The organism is Priestia sp. YIM B13551 (assembly GCF_042787905.1).
Classification (GTDB): Bacteria; Bacillota; Bacilli; order Bacillales; family Bacillaceae_H; genus Priestia.
This window is the reverse complement of the sequence record NZ_JBHZOX010000020.1, coordinates 12,939-30,288: the sequence shown is the minus strand read 5'-3', so window position 1 is coordinate 30,288 and position 17,350 is coordinate 12,939. Positions and strand designations below refer to the sequence as shown.

General features: G+C 33.8%; 19 protein-coding genes and 1 pseudogene. 4 read left to right on the top strand and 16 right to left on the bottom strand.

The window, feature by feature from the left end:
- Positions 1-752, bottom strand: a 752-nt coding sequence (locus ACFX4N_RS30170) for a cation:dicarboxylate symporter family transporter (protein WP_377263714.1), incomplete at its 3' end; no start/stop codon positions are given.
- Between the two features lie 966 nt (positions 753-1,718).
- On the opposite strand from ACFX4N_RS30170, the gene ACFX4N_RS30165 reads away from it, so the two are divergent.
- Both ACFX4N_RS30165 and ACFX4N_RS30160 read left to right on the top strand, forming a co-directional pair.
- Positions 1,719-2,036 (top strand): YolD-like family protein, encoded by a 318-nt coding sequence (locus ACFX4N_RS30165; protein ID WP_098287608.1) that lies wholly within the window; start codon positions 1,719-1,721, stop codon positions 2,034-2,036.
- A 280-nt stretch (positions 2,037-2,316) separates the two neighbouring features.
- Positions 2,317-2,493 carry a DUF8096 family protein gene (locus ACFX4N_RS30160; RefSeq protein WP_098548130.1) on the top strand — a complete coding sequence of 59 codons (177 nt, stop codon included), beginning with the start codon at positions 2,317-2,319 and terminating at the stop codon, positions 2,491-2,493.
- A 709-nt stretch (positions 2,494-3,202) separates the two neighbouring features.
- Here the strand turns inward: ACFX4N_RS30160 and ACFX4N_RS30155 are convergent.
- The 4 genes from ACFX4N_RS30155 to ACFX4N_RS30140 form a co-directional block, all read right to left on the bottom strand.
- On the bottom strand, positions 3,203-3,451 hold the full coding sequence (locus ACFX4N_RS30155) for a hypothetical protein (protein WP_016766720.1): 249 nt from the start codon (positions 3,449-3,451) through the stop codon (positions 3,203-3,205).
- A 727-nt stretch (positions 3,452-4,178) separates the two neighbouring features.
- Positions 4,179-5,030, bottom strand: a complete 852-nt coding sequence (locus ACFX4N_RS30150; RefSeq protein ID WP_192101182.1) for a DUF5677 domain-containing protein — start codon at positions 5,028-5,030, stop codon at positions 4,179-4,181.
- A 114-nt stretch (positions 5,031-5,144) separates the two neighbouring features.
- Positions 5,145-5,324 (bottom strand): DUF8096 family protein, encoded by a 180-nt coding sequence (locus tag ACFX4N_RS30145; protein ID WP_244659781.1) that lies wholly within the window; start codon positions 5,322-5,324, stop codon positions 5,145-5,147.
- Between the two features lie 109 nt (positions 5,325-5,433).
- Positions 5,434-5,787: a hypothetical protein gene (locus ACFX4N_RS30140; protein ID WP_377263705.1), complete on the bottom strand. Its 354-nt coding sequence runs from the start codon at positions 5,785-5,787 to the stop codon at positions 5,434-5,436.
- 426 nt (positions 5,788-6,213) lie between these two features.
- Here ACFX4N_RS30140 and ACFX4N_RS30135 point away from each other — a divergent pair, with 426 nt between their 5' ends.
- Complete coding sequence (locus ACFX4N_RS30135) at positions 6,214-6,489, top strand: YolD-like family protein (RefSeq protein WP_377263712.1); 276 nt, start codon at positions 6,214-6,216, stop codon at positions 6,487-6,489.
- Positions 6,490-6,592: 103 nt separating this feature from the next.
- Here the strand turns inward: ACFX4N_RS30135 and ACFX4N_RS30130 are convergent, their stop codons facing one another.
- From ACFX4N_RS30130 to ACFX4N_RS30100, 7 genes and pseudogenes are all read right to left on the bottom strand, one after another.
- Positions 6,593-7,033, bottom strand: a complete 441-nt coding sequence (locus tag ACFX4N_RS30130) for a DMT family transporter (RefSeq protein WP_098277824.1) — start codon at positions 7,031-7,033, stop codon at positions 6,593-6,595.
- Between the two features lie 396 nt (positions 7,034-7,429).
- Complete coding sequence (locus ACFX4N_RS30125) at positions 7,430-8,569, bottom strand: nitrilase-related carbon-nitrogen hydrolase (RefSeq protein WP_199866553.1); 1,140 nt, start codon at positions 8,567-8,569, stop codon at positions 7,430-7,432.
- 206 nt (positions 8,570-8,775) lie between these two features.
- Positions 8,776-9,447, bottom strand: a complete 672-nt coding sequence (locus ACFX4N_RS30120) for a DUF2848 family protein (RefSeq protein ID WP_244659779.1) — start codon at positions 9,445-9,447, stop codon at positions 8,776-8,778.
- Positions 9,448-9,651: 204 nt separating this feature from the next.
- Positions 9,652-10,938 (bottom strand): MFS transporter, encoded by a 1,287-nt coding sequence (locus ACFX4N_RS30115; RefSeq protein ID WP_377263710.1) that lies wholly within the window; start codon positions 10,936-10,938, stop codon positions 9,652-9,654.
- Between the two features lie 92 nt (positions 10,939-11,030).
- A complete protein-coding gene (locus ACFX4N_RS30110; protein WP_098278957.1) occupies positions 11,031-11,690 on the bottom strand; it encodes a GntR family transcriptional regulator in 660 nt (219 codons plus the stop codon).
- 514 nt (positions 11,691-12,204) lie between these two features.
- Positions 12,205-13,617, bottom strand: a complete 1,413-nt coding sequence (locus ACFX4N_RS30105; protein WP_192101181.1) for an ABC transporter permease — start codon at positions 13,615-13,617, stop codon at positions 12,205-12,207.
- Positions 13,618-13,789: 172 nt separating this feature from the next.
- A pseudogene (locus tag ACFX4N_RS30100) lies at positions 13,790-14,041 on the bottom strand (transposase); the annotation flags it as partial.
- A 277-nt stretch (positions 14,042-14,318) separates the two neighbouring features.
- Between ACFX4N_RS30100 and ACFX4N_RS30095 the strand changes: the two are divergent.
- On the top strand, positions 14,319-14,546 hold the full coding sequence (locus ACFX4N_RS30095; RefSeq protein ID WP_377263702.1) for a hypothetical protein: 228 nt from the start codon (positions 14,319-14,321) through the stop codon (positions 14,544-14,546).
- Between the two features lie 382 nt (positions 14,547-14,928).
- Here the strand turns inward: ACFX4N_RS30095 and ACFX4N_RS30090 are convergent, their stop codons facing one another.
- From ACFX4N_RS30090 to ACFX4N_RS30075, 4 genes are all read right to left on the bottom strand, one after another.
- Positions 14,929-15,228, bottom strand: a complete 300-nt coding sequence (locus ACFX4N_RS30090; RefSeq protein ID WP_377263701.1) for a hypothetical protein — start codon at positions 15,226-15,228, stop codon at positions 14,929-14,931.
- Between the two features lie 64 nt (positions 15,229-15,292).
- Positions 15,293-15,562: a hypothetical protein gene (locus ACFX4N_RS30085; protein ID WP_377263699.1), complete on the bottom strand. Its 270-nt coding sequence runs from the start codon at positions 15,560-15,562 to the stop codon at positions 15,293-15,295.
- Between the two features lie 140 nt (positions 15,563-15,702).
- Positions 15,703-16,788 (bottom strand): DUF4030 domain-containing protein, encoded by a 1,086-nt coding sequence (locus ACFX4N_RS30080; protein ID WP_377263697.1) that lies wholly within the window; start codon positions 16,786-16,788, stop codon positions 15,703-15,705.
- Complete coding sequence (locus ACFX4N_RS30075; RefSeq protein ID WP_377263695.1) at positions 16,772-17,299, bottom strand: RNA polymerase sigma factor; 528 nt, start codon at positions 17,297-17,299, stop codon at positions 16,772-16,774. Before ACFX4N_RS30075 ends, ACFX4N_RS30080 begins: the two co-directional genes overlap by 17 nt.
- Positions 17,300-17,350 lie beyond the last annotated feature (51 nt).

The following is a 17,350-nucleotide window of genomic DNA, read 5'->3' as shown; positions in this document are numbered from 1 at the left end:
AAAACATTAGTTCCAGCCATTTTTGCAATAATACCTAATACTACAAAAACAAAGAAAATCATGGTCAGATATATAACCAGTACTAACTTTCCTAAAGGAATTAATGAACCAATTCCAAATTTCGCCACATTCAAACCAATTAAAGCAAATACGCCAAATGGGGCAAATTTCATAACTAAGTTTGTCATCCAAAACATGGATTCTAGTACACCTTCAAAAAAGTTTAAGACTGGTTTGCCTTTTTCTCCAATCGCTGCAACGCCTAGACCAAATAATACTGAGAAAAAGATAATCGCTAATAAATTTCCCTCAGCCAACGATTGGAATATATTAGTTGGGATAATATGAACGATTTGAGCTGCTACACCTGCACTCTCAGTTGTTTTAGATGTTTCTTCATATTTGGATATGTCACCTTTCTCAAGGTTCCCCATATCTATACCAGTACCTGGATGGAATAAATTTGCGGCTAATAAGCCCACTGCTAATGCAATTGTAGTAACAATTTCAAAATAAAGAATGGTTTTTCCACCTAGTTTTCCTAACTTTTTAATATCACCCACACCAGCTATAGATACGATGAGTGCGGATACAACGATAGGAATAACAATCATTTTAATGAGGTGAAGAAAAACATCGCCTAAAGGTTGAAGAATGGCCATCGCTGTACTATTTCCATAAAAAATAGCACCTATACCAATCCCGAACGCAAGTCCAATAAATATTTGTGTAGCCAATCCGAACTTCTTCATAGTTGTAACCCCTTTCAATTCTCGGTTCATTAAAACACTTATAGAGAGCCTATGCTTAGTCTAGCGTTTATAAAAAAGACAATAATTAAAAATACATCTAATGGGTGGATAATCTTAAACATAAATGGTAATCATATGATTTGAAATTAGCGCCCCTTCCAGTAAAGCGTTTTCATAATCTTCATTGTAAAAATACACTTTTTCGGCTTACCTTATATACTTAAGTATATAAGATTGTTTATAAAGAGCTTTTCCATTATCCTTTTAACCTTTTTGGAGTTCTGTCTTTTGTCTAACATTCATATAAAAATAGTAAAAGTCACTTCTATATTTATGCCTCTACAATTGGACAATGGTATCCTAATCTATTATTCCCTCATTTCCTATAAAGAAATATCTTCTCCTTTATCTAGTCCCTAGAGATAAGGTAGCAATAACACTAGATATCTCTATAGCTTGTTAAAATGTTTTTCTTTACTCGGAATGATATCGCTTTCAAAAATCTTAACCGTAATAACTGCATATATCTTCTTCAAAAGCTAAAGGAATTTAGGATTTATTCCATTTGTAACTTAATTAACGGCACTACAGCATTAAGTTGGTGTATCTTCTTTACTCTCTTCATACTGTAATTTCATTATAATGAACATCCTTTTTTTGTATATAGGTAATGAATGGAATCGAAAAAACTATAATAACGAAAAGTATATTTTAAATCTAATGTTCTCTTTTTGCGTACTCCAGTTACATTATATTTATATACAATAGATAAATCAAGATAATTATTATTCATTACGCGTACATGTTGTTTAGATAGGTCTCATGGAAGTGAGTGATACTTTAATAATGACGCACTGTTATTTAAATATTAGCTTCCACTTCTTATTAAAGAAGGAAGGGAGAAAAACACCAAGTCGTCTCTTTGATATTCTCAAAAGGAAAAATATCATACATCACCATAGACGAATGAAAAAATGGCGCCCTTTTGCGACAATGCCAGAGCAATACATAGGGTTAAAGGAAATGATAAATAAGCAAGCAGAAGTAGCTCAACCTGTTTTAACAGAAGAGCAAATGGAACAAATTAATTTCACCTTAATTGAAGCCTTACATACAAATAAACAAGTGTACCTTACATATTACAAGCAAGGCGAATGCATAACAGAGACAGGATTCATTCAGTTTGTTGATTCTCTTGGGAATTTATTTATTTTCATTGATGACGTATTTGAGTTAAAGAATAAAATGAGATTAAGCGAGCTAATTGATGTTCGCTTGGCTTAATTCCTGAAGAAATCGTGTGCAGGAATCATTTATTTGGGTGGAGGTACATTCATATTCATGTACAATTTTAGAGTATACACGTTACGTGACGGTTCAAAGAGAATCCTTAAACTAAAAGAAGGAGAATCCTTTAAAGAGGAACTCCAAAGAGCAGGTATTCAAGAAACACAAATTTTTCAGATGCAACTAGTGGAAAAACCATAGTAATTTTAACATACACCTTTTATGTAGACCTAATTGTGTTAGTCTATTAAAAGCCAAACAGAAAAGAGTGATCAACCTGGAAGAAATAAAAGAGCAAGAAATCGATTTTGATAAAGTGTATGACTATGCTGAATTCCCGGATAAGGTTAGTGGCCGATGCGATAACTGCAATTCATCTTACTTTAAAAGTTCCGTAAAAGGTGGCGTTTTCTTACGTGAATGTCGAGAGTGTGGCATGAAGAAAAGCATTTAGGCGGTATTTAGGCTATAAAAGAAAGCAGGACTTGAATGGCAGTTGTTATTATTTGTTTCATGATTTTAGTAGGACTTCTTTTTATTTATCATTATTCACGCTACCATGCTTCTCATTACGTTCTACTTTAGTCTTTGAGACATCTTTGAATCTCTCGTCCATTTCATAAAAAATATAAGCCAATAACTAAACGCAAGCATATAAAAAAGGAGCACATGCAGTAAATAACATGTTTTTAGCACTATTTCTCACAAGTAACGATTCTGTTTCCGAATCTATACCAAGTTTGTTTATGGTAGTTAACTATGAACCTGGGGTTACACTTATTTGGTCGATTATTAAATTTAGTGGTTTTTATATCTTATGTATAAGGAAAATGAAAAAAGAAGAATCAACTAACGAAGATCAGCTTATGGCTTAAATTATGAAAACAAATAACCAAATAGGATGGGAGATGTAACATAGTGAGTGGAAATAACAATGAAAAGCAACCATTGACTCGTGCAGATAGGAAGCATAATCACTTAGCTACTCAACATCGTATTTTAAATGTACTAATAGTACTTGCAGCTATTGTTGCAATATACTTGATTGTAAAGACAATAGTTTTATAGAAAGAGCAACCTTTAGGGTTGCTTTCTTTATTGGGCCCTTCACCTATTGTAGATAATGACCCTACTTGTCTGTAAAAGAAAATACGTCCAAAATGTTAGGCATTTTTTTCGAACGTTACAACATATATTTCATTATCTATTAGCTGAAAATACGTCTTTGGATATGACCCGATATAAATAGGCAATCTACCTTTTTCTTTCTCCGTATAAACATTGTAACCAAGCTCATCGACAGTCTCAAATCCGTAATACTCTTGCTCTTTTCTAATGTTTAAGCCTTCAGCCAAACCATCTATGACACATATAATTTTTATAAATTCAATCTCTCTATTTTTTTCACTCATATTCTCACTCTCCCACTTATTGCTTTCCGTATACTCGGAATTATCTCACATCAAAAAATGTTACTCCATACGCCAATCGACCCTATTAGAGTAAATACTTTGGTTTTGATGCAAAAGCCCCAATTGACTTGTAAACAATCTCTAAAATTTTGCCATGTACAAAAAGCTCGTCAAAACAGTAGCATTTGCTCTACAGAAGCAAAGTTTTTTTGAAAATTCAGGTATTGGGGAATACTTTATTAGCTTGAATTAATTTAGGAATTTATGTGCATTTATGTGATTATTTATAGGAATACATAAAGTATTCATCAAAAATCTAGGGTTTTTTCATGTAGAAAAGGCCTCCTAATTTGATTGAATGTGGGAGGCCCGTCATTTCTGACAATTGTCCTTGTGTAAGACCTCCTTCTTTTAGTAGCTCTCGCAATCTAGGCTTTATAGTTACCATATTCATTTCTCCAACTTGATTTCAATTTATAATCCTTTAGTAACAATTCCTGTAGGTTGTCCACCTTTTAATGATTACGCGGTAAAGCATGAATTGTATTTCGACGGGGGGTGACGGAGCAGTTTGATTTTTCAACAGATATTTTCCAAACGGTTCAAAATGTATATATTAAAACCATCATGAAGACAGCAGGGATCAGGTGCCGATTTTACGAGAAATCGAATTACCTTATCGTGATGAAGAGAGGGCAACTTCAGAGGTTTGCTCTCTCTTTTTTTATTAAGCAAATCTTATTTCAAGATATTTTTCACACTCTTCATGACCTGTTTCTATCTGTCTATTAAGGCCAACTAGTAACATTTGGCTTAATAAATGTATAGAGAGATTAACCAAGCTAATTACTGTACCCGCTTGAGAAGCAACGCTCTGACTTTGAAGGTTATGTACTAGTGAAGTACTATGAGCAGCATTGGATGTAGAGGGATACAGCTTTTGGTACATTTTTTCATTACCTGTAATTTCACAAAGAGTCTTGAAGTTTATATTCTTTTTCTTTTTCTCCTGCTCTGTCAAATCAGGGTGGTTTTTGATGTCTTCAGATAGTGGAATGAAATACCAATCTTTTCTTTCTTTATAATTATTTTCTATGAAGCTGTATTTTTCTTGGAGAGGGCCTTCCATTCTATTCTTAAATTGTATAAAATAAGGATCATATTTATAATCTGGATCGTTCTTATGTTCCTCTAGTTTGTGGTACTGAGCAAAAATCGTATAGTCTTCATAATACTTCATATTGGCCTCAAAGTTTTTATTGATATACATTAAATTAGCATATGTTTCAAATAAGGATCGTACTATATTATAGCTTTGAGTTACACAACCTATAGTAACTGTGCTGTGTATTACCAGTACATCGGATAAAGCTTTAGACAAAAGGGTTTTATATCCTTGGGGCATTGTATCAAAGACGCATTCTTTATACATGAGAAAATGAGCAAATGCATATTGTTTCTTCAAACTCTCTAAAAGTGGTTTGTATGATATACATCTTTTTTCTTGTAAAACGGCAATCTCTTTTTCTAGGTTGTTACTATACTCCTCTAATTGCTCCAAAATTGGATTCTGCTCCAATATACTCCCTCCATTTTAAACGTTATATATACAATATTCCCTATTTTCAAGAAAGAAACACATATAAACATAGAAAAAGAGCCTATAAATTTCATAGACTCTTTGATTGATTCTTTATATATACTTCTTCATTCCACAATTCAAACATTCACGTAGAAACTTGCCTTTACCTACACTATTTTTGAAATTAACTCCATCGCAGTTGTCACAGCGTCCACTCTTCTTGTCAGGTAGCTCACTATATTCATAAATTTTTGTTAGATCAATGTTTGCGTACTTATCTTGTTTCTCCATCTTTTATCCTTCACATTCCTTGATTATCATAGCAGTAGATATGGGAAAAAGAAAGCTGTTCTAAATATAATGCAAAAAAAGAGAGCAGAGGTTTGCTCTCTTTTCTTATTTATACTACATCAGATAATACATTAGAAATATCGGTTTTTTTAGTTGCTAATCTATTTTTACCATTCATATGCTTTACCCATGCTATTATATTAGATAATAGAGACCTTCGATCCCCATCACAATAAAATGCAGATACAAGACCGTAAGCAAGCTCTACACTTATTTCATAGTTATTACCAGTCTTCGTATCCAGTATGAAATGAGATTGAATATCTTTTGTATGGTCATTACTATCTACTATTTTGTAGGCATCTACAATTCGAAACTGTCCGATCATAAACAACTCTTTATAGCCACTCTGTATCTTATTTTCAACTTGAGAATAACTAATTTCTTTCATCCAGAACTTCATAAAAAACACTCCTTTGGAATATTTTTTTATCATTACGTTCCGTAATGTATTCTTCGTTCTTTTGAGTTTTTCCTTTATAAAAAGACAAAAACCCCTCGACAGTTTCCGCAGGAGTCTAGGGGGTTTTCAATAACAGATATCACAACAGGGTTGTACATAAAGAGCTGCAAAGTGAGTTAAGCTTTACATCTACAAGCGTAGACATTTCTAAAGATGAATATTCATATGAGGACAAATTACCCAATAGAAAAAGCCACTTGTATAAAACAAGTGGCTCTTTGCTACGTTGAATACATTAGATTATTCACGTATCATTCCCATCGCTATTATAGCATAACTTATCGATTTGTCTAATACATCTCGTTTTACTACAACTGAAAACAGGAGACATACAACCTATAATGCTACTGCATGCCGGAGTAATACATAGAATTACAGGAAGTCATAAACAAGCAAGCAGAAGTAGCTCAACCTGTTTTAACAGAAGAGCAAATGGAACAAATCAATTTTACATTGATTGAAGCCTTACGTACAAATAAACAAGTATATCTTACATATTATAAGAACGGGCAACGTATAACCGAAACAGGATTCATACAATTTGTTGATTCCCTGGGGAATTTGTTTATTTTTATCGATGAAGTATTTGAATTAAAGAACAAAATGAGGTTAAGTGAACTAATTGATGTTCGTTTTATGTAAGGAAAAAATAAAAACGTATTTAAAATAAGCACTAACTAAAATAGCAAATAGTCAGTGCTTATTTAGATAAAGTATTAGTTACCAACCTCCACATTATTACATTTTAGAATTTTTGAATGATAATAACTCCAACAATGATTAAAACTATTCCTATTGCTCTAGGAATGCTTAAAGAGTGCACATGCACTCCTATTAACCCAAAATGGTCAATTAAAGTAGAAGCGACCATTTGACCTGCAAGAATATAAGCAACTGTAGCAGTAGCTCCTAGACGAGGTATAAGTACAATAGAAGCAACTACATAAAAAGCTCCTAACAGGCCTCCAGTCCATACCCACCACGGTGCTGCGAACCATTCTTTATTTACACTCATACCTTTTCCAAACAAAGATATAATAAGCAAAACAATTGCACCAACTATAAAAGAAATAGTCGAAGCAATGATAGGGGAATGTACGACAGATCTCAATTGAGCATTGACACTAAATTGAGTAGGTAAAGCCATGCCAGCTAATATTGCAAATATAATTAAAAAAATTATCATTATATTCCTCCCACACCTCTTTTATATTCAACAGAGCTGATTGCTACTGAGAATTGTTACTATTTCTCCTATGTTTAATCTGTAAATAAACGTAAATTATTAATGGCTATTTCAGTATTTCAGACATCTCTTCATTAAGAATTTTATTTACTTCTTCAATAATTTTAAAATAGGAGGGTTAGCTGTATCTCATTACTTGTCTGGCAATGTTTATTTATTCAACAAAGAAGGTATATGGTTACTATTTCAACAAACAAAAAGCGCATTCCTATATTGATTTATAGAAATGCAGCTTTTTAAGTTGTTATTTTATGTTTTAAATATGAACACCCACCAGATTATCTATTAAGGTGTGAAACGTTTTGCTTCACTCATTATCAAAATATCAGCACTTTATTATTTGCTGTATCGTACTTCAAACATTATACAACCATCCGTTGACTTCCATGGACCATGTTGCATTCCAGGAGGGCGTGAAGCCACCATTCCCGCAGTGAATATCTTATTTAAGGTTAAATCAATGATAGACCCTTTAACGATATATAGCTCTTCCCAATAATTATGCACTTGAACCCCATTAGGCGTCGTGTCTGTACCCGGTGCGAACTCCAAAATGCGAACCATTTCTTGTGTTGACGAACCCTCTGAAATAACCCTTTGAGAGAGTCCTACGACCTTCCCATCAATTGGTGCAAGTTCAAAATTACTATAGTCTGTAAATTCAATTTCAGGTCTCGGCATTTTCTCCACTTCATCTAAGAAAGATTTTCGGTTGAATTTATAAAGTAATGGCACACGACTACTAAAGATTGGCACATCTTTTCTGACTTGCGGTACTGCTTCTAAATCTAAAGTTGCTTTTAAGTCACCGACTTCTTGATCTAATTTCTGAACAACGTCGCCCCAAGGATCTACAATTTGTGAGCAACCAGCGAATTCCACTCCTAACTTTGCCCCCGTCACATTTGATGCAACAACATACATTTGATTCTCAATTGCGCGTGCACGAAGCAACGTATTCCAATGTGTTTCTCTTGCCAGTGGCCATTGTGCTACGATGTGTAGTACTTGAATACCTTCTAATGCTAAGTCACGAATAATTTCTGGGAAACGTAAATCGTAACAAATAATAACTCCCATCTTCACACCCTCAAGTTCAAATACTTCAACTTGATTAAGACCGCCCGTTAAAAACTTTTGCTCATCTAACATTGGAACAAGGTGGATTTTGTCATATGTATGAACAATTTCACCCATTCGATTTACGATAACCGCCCGATTAAAGATATCTTGACCTTCTAATACGGCAACCGAGCCACCCACTAAGTTTACGTTAAACTTCTTAGCCAATGATTGCAGAAATTCAATGGGTTGATTACCATCTACTTTGCAGATTTCTTTTAATTCTTTCAATGCATAGCCCGTAGACCACATTTCAGGAAGAACTACAACATCCAAATTATCATTGTAGTTAGCTTCTAACCAGCGCTCAATGATTTTTCTATTCTCTTCTGGGTTCCCAACTTCTAAATCCATTTGAAATACTAAATAATTCACTTTGGTCACTCCTTAATTGTACTTATTAATGAGTTATCTGGTTTCACAAGTAATCATAATATAGCTACAACAAATCCAGGGATTATAGTTACTCCTAATGTAATATTCCATCCAAAATTCTTTGATTCTCTTCTTCCTAAGGACCTTAAAAACATTATCTTGAAAGAAGACATGGAGTCATCCCGTCATCCAATCTCTTCTGGCAAAAACTCCAATTTATATTGATGGGTAATTACTCGATTTAGTACCGGATCATTCATTTCGATTACGTATTCATCTCCATACGCTAGTGAATTTCCGACTGTTCCGATTGTTCCTGAATAAAAAACATGTCCATCCTGACCAATTTTCATTTCTTTAAAGTTTTCAATTAACTTTTCCGGGGACATGAGCTCACCGCAAGTACCCTTTTGATAAAGTTGTTCTTCACCATTTGATCGTATCCAACAAGTTAATTCTATTTGATTCCAATGATCCTTTACTTCTTCAAACTTCCAAACTTCTCGGGCTAAAATATTTGGGCAAGCTTGCTTAGACATGGGGACACTGAAGGTTTCTAGTTTACGATCGGTATGGTCGCTGCCAACTGTGACGTACATTTCGTTATCAGCCCACAATAATACATATTCGATTTCGCCACTTGTTTCATTATGTTGTACTTGAAAAGATCCAGAATACGTAGCCAGCTGATTAGCTACAGGATATAAAGTAGGAATCGTATTAGGTGTTTCAACGCCTAATTTAGCTAGTTCGTCGATATGCTCTTGTACTTTTTCCTGATTCACCCCGGCATAACCCGCATTAAATATATTTCTCACCTGAAACTCTAGTTTTTGGTTGATGCCTTGAATGTTCAATATTAATTTATTCTCCATTTCTTTTCACACCTTTATCAATTTAATATAATTCTGGTATTGTACTTGAAAAACAGGACCATCTTTACTCATTTTTTCAGCTCATTCCAACTAAATAGCATTTACTAAAGCTTTCTCACTTTGAACAGATCAAATTGACAGTTGAATTGTGGCATGTGGCATGCCAGTTGAATTAAAAATAAATCATTATGTTAGCGATCGATCTGGACGAATACCAAACCAAAGAAGACTAGCAAATAGAATGGGAACAATGCTTACTAACAAAGTTGATTCCCAACCAATATTTTCTGCTAACCAGCCACACAATAAGGGCGACACAAAAGCACCAAGGTTTCCCCACAGATTCATCCAACCTGACACAGAACCGGAATATTCATTCCCCAAATCTGTAACTGCTGCCCATGAAGTCACTACCGGAAATCCTAACGCACCTAAAGAAATCGTCAGCCATACTACATTCATCCATGGACTCGAAGCATATGCGGCTAAATAAATAGTTCCGGCAAAGATGACTAACCCTGATATTGCCAATGAACCTCGAGCGATCATTTTTGATTTCCCTTTCTTAACTAACCAATCTGAAATCATTCCACCCGTCATAACTGTAATAAATATGCCTAACCACGGCAAACTAGCTGCAAATCCCATGCTACTTAACGAAAAACTTCTTGCTTCCAACAAATAAGTTGGCAGCCATACAAGAAAAAAAGTAATAATATATAAAACAACAAAATATTGAAGACCCAGCGCCCAGAATCGGCCATTTTTTAAAAATTGCTTCCATGGAGCTACTGACTTTTTCTCTGCTTTAACCGTTCTATTTTGCATTATCATTTTTAATTCTTGTCTGTTTACAAAAGGATGATCCTCCGGTTTATCACGGCCAATCACATACCAGATCAATGCAGCTACTAAGCCCAGTCCGGCAAAGATATAAAAAACAGCTTCCCACCCCCAAGTTTGAAAAATAGCCACGGTTAATACTGGCGCAATCACTGGTCCAAAATAAGATCCTGCCAAAAGCGCACTGGCGGCACGACCTTTTTCTTGTTTTGGAAACCAATACGTATTAAACACCGCATTACCTGGATACATCGGTCCTTCTCCTACTCCAAATAAAAAACGTACAAGCCCCATTAACCCATGAGATTTTACAATTGCTGTTAACCCTGTGAAAATCGACCACCAAATTAATGCAAATAACACTATCTTCCTTGCACCAATTCGCTCCGCAATAATTCCCGCAGGAATTTGAGTGAGCGCATATCCTAAAGAGAATAACGAGGCCAACATACCGAATTGAACCTTATTCATATTCAAATCTTCCATCATTGGCTTCGCAATAATCGAAATGTTTGATCGATCCATATAAGCGATCAATCCAATAAGGAAAAAGAGAAAAGCTAACCACCATCGAACACGTGATGGTTTTTCAAATTCTTCACTTTCTACTTTCAAATTCTTTGATAACATTTCGGACATATGCATTCCTCCCCTTCAAATGTAAAGGCTTACAATATAATCAACTCATATCCTTATTACATAATAAGAATAGAGGTTATTATTTAATCTTCTAAACTGAGGCTCGATAAAATAGCAACTCGAGTATGCTCGATATGCTCTAACACAGCCTCTTTCGCTTTTTCAGCATCTTTATTTTTTAAACACTTAATCAACGAGGCATGCTCTTTCAATGTTTGTTCTGTCCGATTCGGTAAATTCAGTGCACTGACACCAAACCACCTAATTTGATCACTTATAGTGCTCATTAGATTTACAAGACGACGATTTTCACTCAACTCGGCTAAGTAAATATGGAAATCTTTATCTACTGCGATAAATTGTCCACTGTCTTCTATATGCTCAAGCTGTTTTACATAAATTTTATCGAGTTCTTCAATGTTTCGCTCTGTAATTTTGGGAATAAGCAGTTCAATAACTAAAATCTCAAGTCCTCTCCGAATTTGAATCACTTCTTCAACATCCACAGCCGTTATTTGACTAACAAAGGTTCCTTTTCTTGGTATGGATTTCACCCATCCTTCCATTTCCAATAGTGGAATCGCTTCTCTTACGGGGGTTCGGCTAATTCCTAAGTTTTCGCTCAAATCCCTTTCAAACAAAGTACTGCCAGGAGGAATCTTATGCACAATGATGGCATTTTTGATTCCTTCATAAGCTTGCTGCTTCAGAGAAAGAGGCTGTTGTACTTTAAAAAGACTCATTCTTTATTCTCCTTCTTCTTTGTGGTATGTGGCATGCCAGATATCTTATTTTTCAGTATATTCAATCTACTTTTATTTGTCAATAATTTTTTCAACCCATACTATACCCACTGTGACTACTAGACTATCATTAATAACCCTCGTTTTTAGGTAAATGCCGACGTTCTGGAATCCCTTTTATTTATTTCATGAAAGAGCAAGCAACTAGGACAACCTATAGCATATAAAAACTCCGCACTTCTTACATCACCATCTACTGATCCCCTACTGCGGTAAGTTTAGATTGTATTACAGATCTTTTCTCTTTTTACTTACTATTAGCTAGAGTGAGTCACCAAAAGTGAATAATTGTACGTTTAGACACATTTTAGCCGGTTACCTGTGTGTTAAGGAACCGGCTATTGTTATTCTCTTACTTTTTGACCTGTATTTAGAAAATTAAAAATCTGAAAATAAGCAAAAATGAATAAAAACTTGCATAGTGAATATTTACTATCATCTTCAAGCAATAATATTATTTTTTATTTTTGTCTAATGACTTCAATGCGTTTCGATACTCATCATCATTCATTTCCTGTTTCTCTTTATTACTGCCTTTAGCTAAATTAGACACTGCTTGACGAAACATTCCATCTTTTTCTCCTCTATGGTGACTTTTCCTTTGCTCGTGAGTAGGTGGTTCATGAGGAATTTCATTTCCCACTTCTACTTCAATTTTCTTGCCGCTTTCATCAACAACTGCTTCTTTATATTTTTTAGTAAGATTAATGAATACAATAAGAATCGCTAATGTCAAAACAAAATAGATGGAGAGTGCCAATAAGGCTGGTCCAAGTCCTGCCTCCAATCTTCCGTCATAATAAAGTAATGCCCTTATTCCGTCCACAATATATCTTGTAGGTAGAATATAACTGAACAGTCGATGGACGGTCGGTAATGTTGATAGAGGAAATGCTCCGCCACTAGAAAATATCCCCATAAAATTTACCGGGAACATTACTAACATTCCCCATCCACCTAAAAATACTGCTATCGTTTTAAATAACAAAAACATGGTCGTACAACTAAAGAAAGTAAACAGGAATATCGTCCAAATGTTTGAAGCATGTGCACTCCCAAAAATTCCAAATACCCCTAGTTGAATAAAAATTGAAACACAGAAAGTTAAAATGATACCAAAAATTATTTCTGATGTAAGGACTTCAGATTCACTTAATGCAGATCCCCTTTTCTTCAAAATACCGTTACTTCGCAAAAGATATCCATGTATCATATTTGCCCCCAACATTCCAGTAATAGATGATATAAGGGCCATGACAAACGGTGTCATTCCTTTATTAAGATTAACCGGCAGCCTCAGTACATTTTTGGAAACAACCTGTACGGGATTTTCTAATAATGAAGCATTCTCTGGTGCTACTCTCATTCCTTTTTGCAGTAATTCATTTTTTAGCTGACTACTAATTCCTTTAGAAGCAGTTAAAGCGACTGTCTCAAGAGTATTACTCGCAATCATGGATGCAGTTTGCCCAATTCCTTCATTCAATAAAATTTCTAAATCAGCAGGTTTATCATTTGTAAGACCGGAAATCAGCGTATCATGAACTCGACCAAGACTTTTTGAATAGTCTGAAGGGATAATTAATGCGCCATATGCCCTGTTATTTCTTATATCTGTGAATGCTTGTTTCCTACTTTTATCAACTTCCCATTTAAAGGAGTTTCCATTTTGCTTTTCGATAAGATTTAATAATATGGCATCGCCAACTTCTCCCTTATCTTCATTTACAACAATTAGAGGAACATCAGACATGTTTTGTTTTGCACCTTTAAATATAGGCAGATATACAAATACCATGACTAACATTAATAATGATATTAACCAAATTGGAAACCATGAGGAGCTTAATTTAAACAATTGATTCACGATTCAATTCCCCTAACAATGGATATTTTTTATCCATTTTATTATGTCCAGTTTGGTATCGATTATTAGGTTATCAAAAGACATCTTTCATAGTTACAGGAACGTTTCTTTTATTGGGGAAAATTGATATTTCTTCAGTCTTTTATTTTCATAAAGACTTTCTGAGTTGTCACATTTGAAACATCGTAGAAGAACAGAGGAGAATACCAACGAGTTGTCCATATAAATGGCACTCTAGGTGTTCCCTTTTACTATTTTTATATTCATCAATTTCAAAGAATGACTTCCACGTTTTAAACAAAATCTCAATCTGCCAACGAAGTGAATACAATGCATACACGAAATTCGTTAGTACTTCTTCTAGTGAAGTGTTTGTAATATATACATTCATGTCTATTCAACGTTTACTTTCATCCTTAATGACATTTATCTACTTTATTAAACATAGAAAGAAGAGAATATATGAGCGATTAGGCCACCCCCCGGTATATAAAAGACAAAAATAACTTGCATCACTACCTACCCCTTACCTACTGCAGTAAGGGTTCTTTTTTATTTTTTGAGTGGACAGGCAAGCTTAGTGAAGTAGCTACATAAGTATCTAAAGAATTATTACTCTGTTACCTAATTGCTATCTATTTCGGTAGCCTAGCACATTAACATTTGTGTAATTGAAGGGTATAGAAATGTAGGGGAGTAAATTGCCTATCAAAGAATATCCATACTATTTTATAAAGTTAGGTAAGTTATATTATGTAAATGAATCATGTAGAAACGTAAAAAGAAAAGAAATATCTAGTTATGAATTCACAAATAATGAATTGATTGCATTACCCTTTGACACAAAGTCCATTACAAAACAGATCACAGATGAATGTGGTGGTTATATTGTAGTTAGAAACGCTACGTTTGATGATTATATTAACTAAGGAAAACGTTGGATTAAGTATATAAATTATAAAGAGGAAAATATGCAGATACTCTATAAAGTTAAGTAAATAATAAAGTACTTTAGCTATAATACTTTTATCATTTACATACAATGTAGAAAAACCCTTTATTTGTCGTCAATTAGAGTAAATAATAAAACATTAATAACATATAAAATACTTTATTATTTATACAACAGATTATAATAATTATAATATGTTACTTAGTCAAATTATAACCGATTACGAGATTTATTTTTAAAGGTATGGGTATATGAATCTACAAATCTGGCCAGACTAATAACGTATCCCCCCTATTCCAATAAATTCAAAAAACCTTAGCCTGTATGGGCAAAGGTTTCTTTTTTTATGTAAATATTTCTCAAGGCGCAAACCCTTGAAAACTAACAGCAAGATATATACCAAATGATATAGTGCATAAAGAAACAAAATGCAATGTTAAAAAAGGAATTTTCTGTTTGCCTTTGATAAAGAAAGAATATATAAATCCTAAAATAGTAACCAGAGTTAAGATAGGGACAGTAATCTTAATTACAGTAACAAAGGCGCTTGCTGTGACAACTGATAAAAGAAAGAACCCAATTATAACTACATACAAGATTATTGAAGTAACTAAAGAAGCTATTGACACTTTTAAAGCATTTTTAAAGAATTTCTTCATCTAATTTCCTCCTAATAGATTTTATAGAAAACAAAAAGAAGCAAGCATGTTGTACTCACTTCTCTTAACTTTCACCAAAATTCATTGCAAAAAATAGCATTCTTAACATAATAAGTAGTGGAATTACAACAAAAGAGGTCAAACTAAAATATTTCATTAGCCCTTTTTCATGTTTTCCAAAAGCTATTACTCCATATAAAAAGCCCATAAGGTAAATGACAATTCCTATATAAAGAATATTTGAGCTATATATTGGTGTAAAATATTGTCCTACCCCAATAACAATTCCAAGCAACGATAACCACAATGAGTATTGACTAAAACGTTTTTTCAAGTTGGTCCTCGAAGAACTAAGTATATGGTTAATAATACCATCTATCTGTCTATCAGTTAATATAAAACATGTTATCAGTAGAAAAATAAATAAGCTAAGGAATAAAACTGTCTTATTTCTTAGCTTATCAAAATGCGTATTTAATTTAGCTTTTTCTTTCCTTTAGCGTAAATAATGATTTTATATGAATCATCTTTTACTTTGTTCTTCATCTCTCCTGTTTGAAGGAATTCATCAATAACTCCTTCGAGTTCATTAGCAAACTCTTTATTCTCTTCAGAATAACTTAATGATGTATAAATAAACACCTGTGGTTCAGGATGAACAGAGTAGCCGACCATCTTCACATGATATTTATCTTTTCCTAATAAATCTTCACCGACGTCATTAATAATATTTGCCCATCGTCCGTCTTGTTCACGTTTCTTAAGGTTTATTTTATATACTTTTATAGGCGTTTTTTCTTCCTTGTTTTTAGCAAGAACATCGATAATTATTTGCTTCATCTCTTCAATATGTTTTTCAGTATCAGGTACTTCTAGCTCCACTCTTACATCTTGATCAAATCCTCCCATATTGAGAGATAACACATGGTAATTGTGTTTTTTTAATTCATTATCTATTTCTTCGTTAATCTTGTCATATTTTTCTTGACGAGGATCAGGGTTATACTGGTATTGAGCAGGATCATATCGTGTAATTTTGACTTTATAACTATCATAATGACGTGCTTCTAACATATCTTTTGCAATTTTATTGATATCACCTTTTACACTCTTAAAGTATTTTTCAGAACCTGTTACAGATATCTCAATCTGTTTTTTTCCGCCATAATAAGTTTGACCTAAAGAATCAATTTTATATCCTTTTTTCTCAAGCTCTTGATACAATACATCTGACACAGGTTCTTGCTTAAACAACTGTCCTAAGTAAGGGATCTTAGCAGCCACTTGAGCCATTGCTGGAGAAACAAATGCTGAACTAATGAATGCACCACTCAAAATGACAAGTGCAATACTACAGTACACAACATTTCTTAGAGGGCGAGTTTGTTTCTTGAAAAATATATCTTTTTCAGGTTTTACTGATTCTGATTGTTCTAATTGGTCGATGGCTTCTAAAAGTCGCTGCTTCTGTTTTTGTTTTCGGTTTGATTTCCAGGCCAACTCCGCATTCAATTTTTCTAGTAAACTATCATCCTTAAAAGAATTAAACCGTTTCTTCATATATATAACCGTCCTTTACTAACTGCTTTCTCAAAGCAGGAATTGCCCTGAACTGTGTAGACTTTACTTTGCTTTCAGACCACCCTAAAATGGTAGCCGTATCCTTAACAGAAAAACCTTGAACTTTTCGCAGTAAAATAACCTTTCTGTGTCCTTCTTTCAGTTTTTCTAACGCTTGATACAGCTCTAGAGAAGTTTCTTTAAGCTCAATCATCTCTTGAGGTAAACGATTAAGGTCTGTTTTTGACAGAATAAAATCTTTCAAAAGACTTAAAGGTTTCTGTTTTCTAAAATAATCAATGGTGACATTATGCGCGATGCGGAACAACCACGTCTTTTCACTAGAGTTCTGCTGAAAGGAATCATAAGAAAGGTAAGCTTTTACGAATGTTTCATGCGTTAAATCTTCAGCTTGCTGATAATCTTTCACCAGCATTAAAATAAACTTTAATATGGCGTCACTATGGTCATCATACCAACGCTCAATTCCTTCTTTTTTTGTCTTTTCCAATATCCTGACCATCCTTTTATCAAATATTCTTTACTTAGACGAGAGTTTTTC

Coding starts and splice junctions, on each gene's coding strand:
- ACFX4N_RS30130 (WP_098277824.1), bottom strand. CDS start 7,033: ATGATAATTTTTTTAATTATATTTGCAATATTAGCTGGCATGGCTTTA.
- ACFX4N_RS30125 (WP_199866553.1), bottom strand. CDS start 8,569: ATGGATTTAGAAGTTGGGAACCCAGAAGAGAATAGAAAAATCATTGAG.
- ACFX4N_RS30145 (WP_244659781.1), bottom strand. CDS start 5,324: ATGGAGAAACAAGATAAGTACGCAAACATTGATCTAACAAAAATTTAT.
- ACFX4N_RS30110 (WP_098278957.1), bottom strand. CDS start 11,690: ATGAGTCTTTTTAAAGTACAACAGCCTCTTTCTCTGAAGCAGCAAGCT.
- ACFX4N_RS30165 (WP_098287608.1), top strand. CDS start 1,719: ATGAAAAAATGGCGCCCTTTTGCGACAATGCCAGAGCAATACATAGGG.
- ACFX4N_RS30155 (WP_016766720.1), bottom strand. CDS start 3,451: ATGAGTGAAAAAAATAGAGAGATTGAATTTATAAAAATTATATGTGTC.
- ACFX4N_RS30090 (WP_377263701.1), bottom strand. CDS start 15,228: ATGAAGAAATTCTTTAAAAATGCTTTAAAAGTGTCAATAGCTTCTTTA.
- ACFX4N_RS30140 (WP_377263705.1), bottom strand. CDS start 5,787: ATGAAGTTCTGGATGAAAGAAATTAGTTATTCTCAAGTTGAAAATAAG.
- ACFX4N_RS30115 (WP_377263710.1), bottom strand. CDS start 10,938: ATGTTATCAAAGAATTTGAAAGTAGAAAGTGAAGAATTTGAAAAACCA.
- ACFX4N_RS30080 (WP_377263697.1), bottom strand. CDS start 16,788: ATGAAGAAACGGTTTAATTCTTTTAAGGATGATAGTTTACTAGAAAAA.